Origin of the sequence: Myroides gitamensis (genome assembly GCF_029894455.1) — a bacterium.
GTDB lineage: Bacteria > Bacteroidota > Bacteroidia > Flavobacteriales > Flavobacteriaceae > Flavobacterium > Flavobacterium odoratum.
Window position 1 is genome coordinate 3,032,324 of the sequence record NZ_JARYHN010000001.1, and the last position, 13,039, is coordinate 3,045,362.

Genomic DNA, 13,039 nt, shown 5'->3' on the forward strand with positions numbered 1-13,039 from the left:
CCTATCTTTGTGTATTCACAACTCAATCAATTTCATTCCTTTTATCATGGATATCGATCAAATTCTTACGGCTATTTATCCTCTACCTGAGCCTTCCCTGACGGCGCTAAAGAGTTTGTGTAGTGAATTACACCTACCGAAAGGCCATATTATACTTGAAGCAGATCGCATTGAACACAACATCTACTTCATCAAGCAAGGGGTTGTTCGTGCATTTTCCTCTCATGAAGATGGGGAAATCACCTTTTGGTTTGGCGAAGAGGGAAGCACTATTTTATCCATGAATAACTATGTAGAAAATCAAAAGAGCTATGAGAGTATTGAACTTTTGGTTGATTGTGAACTCTATCAGGTAAATGTTCATGAGCTAAGTGACTATTATTTAACGGACATCCACATTGCTAACTTTGGACGCAAATTGGCAGAAAAGGAACTCATGCGTTTAGAAAAGCGTATTATCTCTCGCGATTTACTATCCGCTACAGCCCGTTATAAAGATTTAATTTCCAACTATCCGACGATTATTCAGCGCGTACCACTCAAACATATTGCTTCCTATTTGGGAATTACCCAAGTTAGCTTGAGCCGTATACGCAAAGATGTTTAATCCAAGATTGCGTTAAATTTAGTCTCTTTATACCAGAAGGCCCTGAATGTTTACTTACCTTTAGGCTAATTATAACAGCATAACATGAATAAAATTAAAGTTGTTGCATTTGATGCAGACGATACGCTTTGGATTAATGAACCTTTTTTCAGAGAAGCCGAACAACAATTTTGTATTTTGATGGAAGATTACCTTACGCATCAAAGTATTTCTCAGATTCTCTTCAAAACACAAGTAGATAATTTACCACTTTATGGTTACGGAATCAAGGGATTTACACTTTCCATGATTGAATCCGCTGAAATTATCTCTAAGGGAACTTTAAACGTAAAAATTATTGATAAGATTGTCAAAATAGGAAAGGGATTATTGACGAAACCCGTTGAATTGATTGACGATGTAGAAGCGATTCTCCAAGAACTACAAACAAAATACCGTTTAGTCGTTGCTACCAAAGGGGATTTAAAAGACCAACATCGCAAATTACACAAATCGGGATTGGGTTCTTATTTTCATCATATTGAAGTAATGACGGATAAAGAAAAGATCGATTATGAAAAATTACTTTTGCGACTAGATGTACAACCAGATGAATTTATCATGATTGGAAATTCGTTGCGCTCTGATGTGTTGCCAGTCTTGGAACTAGGTGGCTATGCTGTACATGTTCCCTTTCACACGACTTGGTTACACGAGCACATTGAGCACCCTGTTATTCACGATAACTTTACCTCCATTAAAAAGCTATCTGAAATTAAAGGCCTATTGTAATAGGTTTGATATACACAAAAAATAAAAACAAAAAATAAACAAGCGATGAAAACAAGAATTTTAATCTTAGCAGCCCTAACCTTAACTTCAGGTTACCTTTTGACAAGCTGCAAAGAAAACACCAAAGAAGCCACTACAACTGTTTCAGAAGCAACGGAAGCGAGTCAAGTTACAGAAGCAACAAAAGCTGAACCTGTTAACCTAACTTTTGTTTCAGAAGGATATGCAACAAAAGAAGATGGATCGGATTGGGTAAAAATCAACATAACAAGTTTAGAAAAAGATCAAGTTACTATTCTAGTGACTTCAAGAGAAGACATTAAAAAACCTACTTGCTCTTTAGAAACCGTAGCAACCCAATTAAATGACCACACGTATCAAGCCATCTTGCAAGAAGTTCCTGTAAACTTTACTTTAAAAGAAGGAGAATTAAGCATTGATACGGTGAATGAAAGTAATAGAGGAGTTTTATCGTACTACTGTTCTGGTGGAGGTTCTTTAGTGGGAAGTTATAAAACACTAAACTAAGGTTTTCATCCTCCTTACCCTTGATGTAGTTCACTGGTTTTATGAGGATGTAAAGCGTATACAAAATAGAAAAAGGAAACCGTTGGGTTTCCTTTTTCTATTTCATAAACAATTTTATTCTATATCGCGCTTGTTCATCGATCGATTGGGTATTCTAGGAATCTCCATTTCGTTTCGATTTCACTAAAAGCGATAGCCTACATAAACACCAAAATTCTGATTGTAGATTTTGAGATCATTGGCTCCTGTATTTTCTTCTACCCCAAACGTATTGGAATTGTCAAAAATGGAAGCAAATCCTCGGGTATATTGTGCACCTACGATTAACCCAAATTTAAATTGATATTCTATCCCTGCTGTAACCCCATAATCCATCTTTTGCAGGTATTTACTATCCTCTTGGTCATCTTCTGTTGAACCAAAGATACCGTGATCTTTATATGTTTTTCCTTCTTCATCTACAGCCGTAATCGAAGAGTACAACAACATATTGATATAAGGACCTGCATACACTTGCAGTCCCCCTATTTTAAACGTAGGGCTAATGGGATTCAAACGCAAACTGTGCATCTCTAACGTGGCATCAAACGTATGCTCCTCTAGCGATCGTTTAAAATCTGCACCGTAATTCTGATAGTACAATTCGTGTTTTAATCCAAAATAAGTTCCGATACTATTATCTACACTTACGCCTACAAAAAAGTTATTGCGTTTATCTATTTTGCCGTCTACGGCTAATTCGTTCACATCACCACCTTTTAGGGTAGATTGTAACCAACCCGCTTTTACACTAAAAGAGGTTCTTCCTTTTAGATCTTCATTGAAGTCCTGTGCTTTCATAGAAAGCCCAGTTAATACTATTAAACTGAATATAATGTGTTTCATCCTACGCTTCTTAAAAATCAATATCCCAAATTCCCACCGCTTTTTCTAACTCTACCAACGATTCTGCATAACCGAATAAAGTCTCTGCATACGCTTGTTGGGTTTCGTTATACGTACGTTGTGCATCTAACACTTCCAATAAGCTACTAGCACCACGTTGATAGCTATACTTAATTCCTTCAAATACCTGTTTAGCTTCATCTAACATGCCATTCTCAAAACGTTGAATTTGCTTTTGTTTGGTTAGATAATTGCGATACGCCTGTGTAATTTCTTTTTCCAACTCCAATTCGACCATGTCGTATTCCAACTCTGCTTGTCTTTCTTCATACAAAGCGGTTTTCAACCCCGCATCACGTCGATTGGAAAATTTCAAAGGAACTGAAATACCCGCTTTCACTACGGTATTCCCAGGTGTAGGAGCCACTGCATTTTTGACAAATGAGTTATTTTCAACCCCTAAATTCAACCCTAAATCAATCACGCGTTCTGCTCTCGCTAATGCAACTTGACGTCCTGCAACTACTTTATTTTGTTGAGCAACTAGAAAATCTGCACGATTATTCTGAGCGGTTACAATAAGATCCTCTAAGGCAAACAGTCGAACGAATTGATTAAAATCCCCTACGGGTAGATAAATCGAATCAATTCGACGTGCACTAATGATATTACGCACTTCAATCAAACTATTTTCCCAAGCATCATCCGCATCTTGCAAATCATTGAGCATCGACTTGGCTTCCAACTTACTTTGGATCGCATCGACTTTGCTAATTTGTCCCAAAGAATAGCGAATACTATCCGATTGGGCTACTTGACGCATTGATTCGTATGAATCCTTTTGAATATCATACAACATCTTATTTTGCATGGCCTCCAAAAAGGTAACCGTTGATTCTGCACGCAGCGTGTGAAAGAATTCTTGCAATTCTAATTCTGCTAATACTTTCTGATCGTGTGCTAAGTTCTTTCTTGCTTTTCGCTTTCCTCCAAGCTCTAAATCCCAAGATAATTCCGCTTCAAATCCATACCCCATTTGCATGCGCTTCTGCTGATTATCTGCCCAACCAAAACTCAATTCTGGATCGGGAAATGCTTTAGCTGCTTGTACTTCTGCCTCTGCAATGTTGATATTATACTTTTCCGCAGCATAGCTCAAGTTGTTTACTACCATTTTGGATAGAAACTCCTTATAGGTCAGTGTGCTTTTATTTGTCGCTTCCTCCGTATGCCCATTTTGCGCATACATCGTACCACCACAAACGATTGACATCACACTTATACTTATATATTTCTTTACAATATTCATCTCAATGCTAGTTTTCTTCTGTTTCTTCTACTTTCACAAAGTCACTGTCTTTTCCCCATTTGCGTTCTACTAAATAATACAAAGCAGGTAATACAAAAAGGGTTAAAATAGTAGCGAATAACAATCCATATACAATTACTGTTGCCAGTGGACGTTGAACATCTGAACCGATTCCCGTTGCCATAGAAGCAGGGAATAATCCTAAAATTGCTACAGTTGCGGTCATTAATACCGGTCTAAATCGCTGTTCTGCTCCCATCAATACAGCTTCTAACAGTGCATGTCCTTTCTTGCGCAAGTCATTAATATGGGAAATCATAATCACTCCATTCTGAATTGCGACCCCAAAGAGTGCAATAAATCCAACGGCTGAAGACACGTTCAAGGACATCCCTCTCACATTCAAGGCTAACATTCCTCCAAAAAGAGCCAAAGGAACTACAACCATCAATAATCCTGCTTGTCTGAACTGACCAAATGCTCCGTAGAGTAACACAAACATCAAACACAAAGTAAGCGGAACGATAATCGCCAAACGGTTGTATGCACGGTGTTGATTTTCAAATTGTCCTCCCCACTCAATGTGGAATTTATTGTGGTCATACGTAATGTTGTCCTCTATTTTTTGTTGCGCCTCTTTCAATAAAGAACCCAAGTCGCGGTTACGAACGTTTAATTTCACTGTTAAATGACGTCTGTTCATCTCACGGGTAATGGTACTTTCTCCTGTACTTGTTTTTACATCCGCCACTTGTGACAAGGGAATCTTCGCTCCACTACTCGAAGTCAACATTAGATTAGCAATCTTTTCTGGTGTATTTCTACTCTCTTCCGTATAACGCGCACTAATATCATACACCTTATTTCCGATAAAGATTTGAGAAATCGCTTTTCCACCAATCGCCACTTCAATCAATTCCGCTACATCCGCTACATTCAATCCGTATTGTGCAATTTTATCTCGATTCGCGTGAATTTGCAATTGTGGTAAAGGTGGTTCTTGATCAATCGCTAAATCTACTGCGCCATCTACTGTTTTCAATGTTCCTAGCACTTCATTGGCAATACGTCTAGTTTCGTGGAAATCTTCTCCATACACTTTAACCACTAACTCACTATGTGCCCCAGAAATCTTATCCATTACACCGTCAATCATTGGCTGTGCGAATCCTACTGTAAATCCAGGAAGCGATTCATATTCTGCAGCCAACTCTTCAATTAGGTCATTTTTCGTTTTGCCTCTTGGCCATTCTTTATAAGGTTTAATCCCAATAGAACACTCAAAATGGGAAGGCGTAAATGGATCCGTACCATCGTCATTTCGTCCAGCTTGCACCATAACATAAGTCACCTCTTCATACTTCATTGTTCTCGCACGTAGTGTATCACTCATCTCTTTGGATTTCTCCAAGGAAATTCCCGGAGGCAAAGTCACCTGTAACCAAATGGATCCTTCATCTAGAGGCGGTAAAAAGTCTTTCCCCACTTTTACCGTTAATCCAACTGTAATCGCCAATACAATAACGATAGGTAAAAACACTTGTTTCGGTCTTTTCATAATCTTTTCAATGCGATTATGATACAATCCCGTTAGTTTTTCCAACCACTTATTGTGGTATATTTTTCTTGGTTTTTTATACACCGCATAAGCCAACCCAGGAATTAAGAATAGCGCTACTAAAAGAGCCCCCAACAAAGCAAATCCTACGGTGAATGCCATTGGCGTAAATAGTTTCTTTTCTACGCGCTCAAAAGCAAAAAGAGGTAAATAGGCCGTGATAATAATAATCGTTGCGAAAAACACAGGTTTTGCTACTTCTTTCGTACGTTGTGCAATTGATTTCTCCTTCAGTTCTTCATTCGGATTATCTTCTCGCTTCTTGAGGATGGACTCCATCATTACAATAGCTCCATCGACAATGATACCAAAGTCAATCGCTCCTAAAGACAATAAGTTTGCTGGAATATCTGTGAAATGCATTAAGATAAAGGCAAATAAAAGCGATACAGGAATGGTGATTGCTACCAATAAAGCCCCTCTCCAACTACCCAAGAACACAATTAATATGATAATCACTAAGCTAATTCCTTCAATCAACGTAAGTTGATACGGTATGTAGTGTCGTATCTACTAATTCTGTACGATCTAAAAACGTGTGAATCTTAACGCCTTCTGGCAGTAATTCGTTGTTTAATTCATCCACATATTGGTGAATTTTATCTAGTACTACTGATGGGTTTTCTCCTTTCAATAAAAGGACAATTCCTTCAATACTATCGGAGTAATTACGCTCTTTATCAGAATAACCTAAAACTCCTTTGCGCTCGACATTTCCATATTTTAAACGACCTAAATCTTTTAAGAAAATGGGAATACCATTATCCGCTTTTACAACGATTTTTCCTAAGTCTTCTAAATCCTTCACCAACCCAATTCCGCGAACAACATACCCTAAATCTCCACGTGTTAACACACTTCCTCCAGAGTTTACGTTGTTTTCTTCAATTGTTTCCGTTACATCACTTAAGGATAAATCGTATTGTTCTAATTTATGTGGATCTAATTCAATTTGAAATTGAGTCGTAATCCCTCCAAAATTCGTTACTTCTGCTACACCTGAAACTTGATTTAATTTCGGAATAATCACAAAGTTTTGAATATCCGTAAGCTCGCGCAAACTATACCCATCCCCTTCGATAATATAGCGATATACTTCTCCAATTGGCGAGGTTAAGGGATCTAATTCAGGAACAGCTTCATAAGGCAATTCCACTGCATTTAGGCGTTCTTGAATACGTTGACGAGCAAAATAATCATCGACTCCATCCTCAAAAACAAGCGTAATCATGGATAGTCCGAACGTACTATTACTACGCATCACGTGCATCCCTGGCATTCCATTTAGTGCACGCTCAATAGGAATTGTAATCTGTAATTCAATTTCTTCAGCAGCTAAGCCTGGTACTTGCGTCACTACTTGTGAGGTTGTATCTGCAATATCGGGATAAGCTTCTATGGATAATTGTTTCCAAGAATAATAACCGAAGATACACAGTAAGCCAAACAAAGCAGCAACAAGCCATCTTTTGTGTATAGCTGTATCTATTATATTTTTTTTCATTTTTTTGCTGTTTTATAGGATTACTACAGTTGTGGTAAGTAAATACCTCCTTCGCTTACAATTTTGTCTCCTTTTTCTAAACCAGATAAGATCACGGTCTGATTGCCTGATACTCCACCGATGACTACATTTTTACGAATGTATTCGTTTGGTGCTACTTCAACAAAAACGAAAGAATCATCTTCTCCCTGTAATACGGCTCTTGAAGGAACTAAAATCACTTTTTCCGGTTGATCAATGAAACGTACATTCACATACATACCTGGTTTTAACTTGCGATCGTTGTTATTCACTTCGATTAACACATCGATACTTCTCGTTTCTTCATCTACAATTTCATTCACATGGTAAATGGTTCCCTCGATAGGCTCACCTGGATAAGCAGATAACTCAATTTGAACTTTATTCAACTTGGTCAAATGTTGGATGTCTTTTTCTTTGACTTTTCCTACAATCCAAATTTTGTTCAATGCAGCAATTTTAATTACTGGATCTGCATCATCATTGATATACTGCCCTAATACAATATTGTTTTCCAATACTTCCCCCTCAATAGGAGAACGCACAATTAGCGGCTGTCCTAAAACCAAAGAGGTCGGTTGAACATTGTATATTTTGATGGCGGCTGTAGCATTGTCAAAAGCAGCTTTTGCCATTGAGTTTTCCGTTTCAGCTTCTTCATACTCTTGGCGAACTCCAACTCCGTTCGCTAATAAGTCTGCTTGTCTTTTTAAATTCAAAGACGCCTGCTTGTATTCTTGTTTGGAATCGAAGTAATCCTTTTGTGCTTCGAAATAATCTGGTGAAGACACTTCGAATAAAGGTTGGTTCACACTTACTTTTTGACCCAATTTGATAAACGATTTGATAATTCTCCCCGAAAAAGGAGAGGCAATCTCCGCATAATGGTTCGGTATTGCTTTTACTAAACCTGCAGTTACTAAATCAAAAGTAAAATCTTCTACTCCTACTTCTGTTACTTTAATTCTGCCTTTGAGGTTTGAATTTTCTGTTAAGGAAATGACCTGATTATTCACTTGGTATGGTGCAACGTCACTGGTTTGTTCCTTTTTATCAGAGCAAAAACTCAATAAGATACTCAAGCCTAGAACTCCTGCTATTTGTACTTTTTTTGCCATTATGATTGTTTTAAATTTTAACTTTATAATATTTTCTTAATTTACGAAATTTTACGCTATATTTTTTACCGTAAAAATAAAACATTACGTTTATTTAACAATAAAAACAATTATCTATTACCCATAGGGAGTCAAATCACAGCGAAAACGACACTTTTTCATTCTTTTTATCTTTATAGTATGGTTTATCTATCTTTTAATTAGTGTAAATCGAAGATGTAAGCCGCTAATCCGAAATAGATTAACAATCCAAGAATATTGACAATGGTTCGAATTGCTGGACTCGCTACTACAGCTGGATCAGCTCCCATTTTCTTCACAAGGAGCGGCAAGGCAGCCCCAATGACAGTAGAAAATATCACTTGTAAAAACAAAGCCACTGCAATCACTCCGCCAATAATCCACAGGCTAAACACTTCTGGCGATTCTGTTTCCCAACTCAACAAGACGACTTTACTAAAGGCTAATACGCCCAAGCACAAGGCTAACATCAATCCGATTTTCATTTCTTTCCACAGCACAAGCATCCAGGACTTTACTGTTATTTGCCCTAGTGCGATTGCTCGTACAACAACCGTTGCGGACTGACTTCCAGCGTTTCCTCCTGCATCAGCCACCATAGGCATATAGATGGCTAGAATGACCATTTGCGCAAGAGCTCCTTCAAAATTGTGAATGATTAACCCTGATACTAAACCAACAATAGCTAAAGTCACCAACCAAAACACGCGTTTTTTAAAGTGATCGAAAACAGAAGTTTGCTCATAATCCGCATCCTCACTACTTCCCATCACCCCCATAAACTTTTGCATGTCTTCGGTGTGTTCTGCCTGAATAATATCTAAAGCATCATCATGGGTTACTATCCCCACCAGCTGTTTCTTGCGATTGAGAATAGGCAAGGCTACTAATTCGTATTTATCAATCTTAGCCGCAACTTCTTCATTATCTTCATCAACATAGCCAAAAACAAAATCGCGGTGTAATTCTTCTTCTACTAATTGATGTGGTTCTGCTATAATGAGATCTTTTAGGGTAATGAATCCCAATAAGGTTTGGTCTTCATTTACCACATAGATATAGTAAATCGTTTTCTTTGATGGTGCATCTTGACGTACCTTGTGAATCGCTTCAAAACAAGTCATATCCTTACCAACCGTAGCAAAATCCGTACTCATAATTCCACCTGCCGTATCTTCAGGATAAGAGCTCAACGCCAATACATTCTCTCGTACTTGCTTGGTCAAAAACGGCAACAAATCAATTTGTTCCTGTTGTGTTAGAATTTGAAATAAATCAGCGCGATCTTCAGATGGCATTTGCTCAAATAATCGAGCAAAGCGCTTCATGCTCAACTGCTGAAAGACAGAAAGCTGTTTCACCAAAGGAAAGGCAGCAAAGATTTCAGCTTGATGTTCTAGTGGAAATTCGCGTAAAATAACAAACAGTTCTTTTGTTTCCATCAAAGAAAGCGCCTCACTCACATCAATAATGGGCATCTTTTTCAATACCGGAAGCATCTTCATCATTTGATCTAATCCTTGAAAATCTTGTGCTATTTTGCGTAAACTGCTGTGTTCGTACTTCATTGTTCTCATGCCTTTTCTCTTTAAAGATTAGTATGTAATTAACTCCCATGAAACTTCAGATACACCAAATTCTAAAGAAACTTTTTGTGTGATCTGTTCTAAAATATCATCCTTACGTCCGATACAGTACACCTCAAATTTGAGGTAGGAAAAGGCAGGGTTGCCATTATCTGAACTTTTTAGCGAACGCATTTGCAATTCTTTTTGTGCTTTCAGGTGCTTCAGCACCATCACTCGAATATCATTCTCTACTTGCTCTTTACATCCTACAATGATTTCGTAGAATACTTCGGCGGAATCGCTTTCTGTTTCAAAAGACAGCTTATTCATTAAATTCCCAATGGGACGTAATAACAAGTGAGCCCCTACAATTAAAATCGTCATTGCGATTGCCTCTTGCCATAAACCTACTCCACACATAGAGCCAACTGAAGCTGAGCACCAAATTGTTGCTGCTGTATTCAAACCGCGGATGCTGAATCCATCCTTCATAATCACGCCAGCTCCTAGAAAACCAATTCCACTTACAACATAAGAAGCTACTCGCCCTACAGCGGTTCCTCCAATTTGATACGACATTAATACAAATCCCGCTGCTCCAATACAAACCAACGTATTGGTTCTCAATCCTGCACTTTTTTGTCTTACTTGACGCTCAGCACCAATTAACGCTCCTAAAACAAAAGCAAGTAATAATCTTAAAATAAATACTGTAATTGCCATAACTTCATTTTTTTTGCTCCTACTTCGTGCATACAAACTCCGTTATAAACAAGCAGCAGGACAGTTAACATTCTTTTCTTCGAAAGGATTCTGTGTCCATCATTTATTTTTTTTGATGGGACAAAAGTAGATGTTATGAGGCTTGGCGGCTATTAGAAAGCCTTTAGAAAAAAATTAGAATTCTATTAGAAAAAGAAAGCGCCTACTGTACAGTAAGCGCTTGATGAGTTAAAATTGAATCGTAAATGTCGTTCCTTCTCCTACTTGAGAGTCGACACGCAACGTTCCTTTATGTAGTTTGATAATTTTATTTGTCAAAGGAAGACCAATGCCATTTCCCTCTTTGTAGTTTTGGTTTTTACCGCGATAAAAAGGTACAAAAATAGATTCCAAATCCTCCTCCGCTATACCAATTCCCTTGTCGATCACCTGAACGACTAAGTGATAATCTTCGTATTTCACTTGAATGGTACAAGCCTTCTGTTCTGAAAACTTACACGCATTTTCGAGTAAATTAACCAAGGCAACCTCTAATAAATAAGGATTAGCATGTACCATCATCATTTCTTCCTTGGTTACCGATTCGTCAATGACAAAGTTAAATTTGTATGATGCATCCATTTTCTGCAACTTCTGACAAGCATCTAAAATCACTTCATCCACGCGAATTGATTTAAACACAATTTCCGTTGGATCATAGCTTGCTTTCGCAAAATCTAATAAGCTGTTGGATAAACGCACGATTTTTTGTGAATCGTTTAGGGCATTCTCAATCGTCTGAATATAATACGCCTGATTTTGTTCTTTACTTAGGGCTAATTCCAGTTCTGCAATAATAGCTGCTAGTGGCGTTCGAAGCTCATGTGAAATATTGGACACAAATTGCTTTTGAGAATCAAAAGAATTCTCTAGGCGATTCAGCATCTCATTAAATGTATTAGCCAAAGCTCCAAGTTCGTCTTTATTTTTTTCTGTGCTAATGCGCAAATCTAAATTTGTAGCTGTGATTTGATTCACCTCATCATTCATCTTCTTAATGGGTAACAATACTTTATCTGCGAAAAATAACCCCACAAAATAAATGACTAACAACGAGATTACCACGAGTACTACAATAGTTACAAATAAGTTTTGCAACTTGGTGTAACCGTATTCATCATACGCTGTAGCTGTAACGATATAGTTTTGGTCATTGAATGAATACGTCATCCCAATAACTTGCCAATCTTCTTGTGTATAGTGTAAACTTCCTTTATCAATGATGCTTCCGATCATTTCTTTGGTTTCCTTTACGCGATCAATCTCTTCTGCATCGTGATACAATAAGTTGAAATTATAATCGTAAACGGCGACCTCAACCTCATTGATAATTTCACTATTGTTGAGGTAAATTTTGTGTAAGGTTGTTGGCTTTACTTGCGCTTCTAAAAAGAGTTTGGCTTTCGTAATCGCTTCTTTTTCCAATTCTTCATAAAACTCAACTTCTCTGCTTTTGGAGGAAGACCAATAAATAACACTGGCGAAAACCAATAGTATAGAGGCCACCAACAAGGTAAACAGCAGTGTCAGTCTCGTTTTAATTCTCATGGCTTTGCAGGATAAAACCCATACCTGATTTTGTATGAATCAATTTGTTATTCGCATCGAGTTCAATCTTCTTTCTCAGATAATTGATGTAAACATCAATAAAGTTCGTTCCTGTATCAAAATGGGTATCCCATACTTTTTCAGAAATCTCCGTTCGCGATAAAACGCGCTCTGGGTTTTCCATCATGAATTGCATCAGGTTAAATTCTTTGGGAGTCAGGTGAATTTCTTGTCCTGCACGCTTGAATTTCTTCTGATTCAAATCAATCTCTAAATCGGCATATTTTAAAATTGGATTGCTTGTTTCTGTAGCATTTTCAAAGCGCTTCAATAAGGCGCGAATGCGTACATAAAGTTCGCGTAATTCAAAAGGTTTCACCAAATAATCATCTGCACCAGCATCAAATCCTTCCACCTTATCATCGGTTGTTCCTAAGGCAGTCAACATAATAATGGGGGTATTAGGCAAGCTATGTTTGAGTTCCTTACACAAATCAATACCATTAATCTTTGGTAGGATGACATCGGTAATAATCAATTGGTACTTTTTCTGTAGGGCTAATTTCTTTCCCATATAGCCATCATAGGCCACATCTACAGCAAAGTTCTGATCTTGCAAGCTGCGTTGAAGCAATTCTGCAACGCGAATATCGTCTTCTATTACTAATATTTGACTCAAAAGATTTTCCATTTAAATTAATCTTGAGCAAGATAAGTCTTTTTGCAAAAAAAGAGGTTATTTATCCAGTAAAACAACCTCTAATTCCTTTTTAATCCTT

General features: G+C 37.6%; 10 protein-coding genes and 1 pseudogene. 3 read left to right on the forward strand and 8 right to left on the reverse strand.

From position 1 onward, the window contains the following. The first annotated feature begins 46 nt into the window (after positions 1 to 46). The 3 genes from M2306_RS13510 (at position 47) to M2306_RS13520 (ending at position 1,906) form a co-directional block, all read left to right on the forward strand. Positions 47 to 607: a Crp/Fnr family transcriptional regulator gene (locus M2306_RS13510; RefSeq protein WP_002989188.1), complete on the forward strand. Its 561-nt coding sequence runs from the start codon at positions 47 to 49 to the stop codon at positions 605 to 607. An 84-nt stretch (positions 608 to 691) separates the two neighbouring features. Then, positions 692 to 1,378 carry an HAD family hydrolase gene (locus M2306_RS13515; RefSeq protein ID WP_259187591.1) on the forward strand — a complete coding sequence of 229 codons (687 nt, stop codon included), beginning with the start codon at positions 692 to 694 and terminating at the stop codon, positions 1,376 to 1,378. 45 nt (positions 1,379 to 1,423) lie between these two features. Continuing rightward, positions 1,424 to 1,906, forward strand: a complete 483-nt coding sequence (locus M2306_RS13520; protein WP_259187590.1) for a hypothetical protein — start codon at positions 1,424 to 1,426, stop codon at positions 1,904 to 1,906. 183 nt (positions 1,907 to 2,089) lie between these two features. Here the strand turns inward: M2306_RS13520 and M2306_RS13525 are convergent, their stop codons facing one another. From M2306_RS13525 to M2306_RS13560, 8 genes and pseudogenes are all read right to left on the reverse strand, one after another. Beyond that, positions 2,090 to 2,791 (reverse strand): outer membrane beta-barrel protein, encoded by a 702-nt coding sequence (locus tag M2306_RS13525; protein ID WP_115092247.1) that lies wholly within the window; start codon positions 2,789 to 2,791, stop codon positions 2,090 to 2,092. A 10-nt stretch (positions 2,792 to 2,801) separates the two neighbouring features. Next, positions 2,802 to 4,100, reverse strand: a complete 1,299-nt coding sequence (locus M2306_RS13530; RefSeq protein ID WP_181816748.1) for a TolC family protein — start codon at positions 4,098 to 4,100, stop codon at positions 2,802 to 2,804. Positions 4,101 to 4,107: 7 nt separating this feature from the next. Further along, a pseudogene (locus M2306_RS13535) lies at positions 4,108 to 7,222 on the reverse strand (efflux RND transporter permease subunit). 23 nt (positions 7,223 to 7,245) lie between these two features. After that, positions 7,246 to 8,361, reverse strand: coding sequence for an efflux RND transporter periplasmic adaptor subunit (locus tag M2306_RS13540; protein WP_259187588.1), 1,116 nt, complete (start codon positions 8,359 to 8,361; stop codon positions 7,246 to 7,248). A 200-nt stretch (positions 8,362 to 8,561) separates the two neighbouring features. Further along, positions 8,562 to 9,959 carry a magnesium transporter gene (mgtE, locus tag M2306_RS13545; protein WP_259187587.1) on the reverse strand — a complete coding sequence of 466 codons (1,398 nt, stop codon included), beginning with the start codon at positions 9,957 to 9,959 and terminating at the stop codon, positions 8,562 to 8,564. 18 nt (positions 9,960 to 9,977) lie between these two features. Then, positions 9,978 to 10,673, reverse strand: coding sequence for an MgtC/SapB family protein (locus tag M2306_RS13550; RefSeq protein WP_002989162.1), 696 nt, complete (start codon positions 10,671 to 10,673; stop codon positions 9,978 to 9,980). Between the two features lie 228 nt (positions 10,674 to 10,901). After that, positions 10,902 to 12,260, reverse strand: coding sequence for a sensor histidine kinase (locus M2306_RS13555; RefSeq protein WP_002989159.1), 1,359 nt, complete (start codon positions 12,258 to 12,260; stop codon positions 10,902 to 10,904). Next, complete coding sequence (locus M2306_RS13560; RefSeq protein ID WP_259187586.1) at positions 12,250 to 12,951, reverse strand: response regulator transcription factor; 702 nt, start codon at positions 12,949 to 12,951, stop codon at positions 12,250 to 12,252. The genes M2306_RS13555 and M2306_RS13560 overlap by 11 nt, the downstream gene beginning before the upstream one ends. Between the last annotated feature and the right edge of the window lie 88 nt (positions 12,952 to 13,039).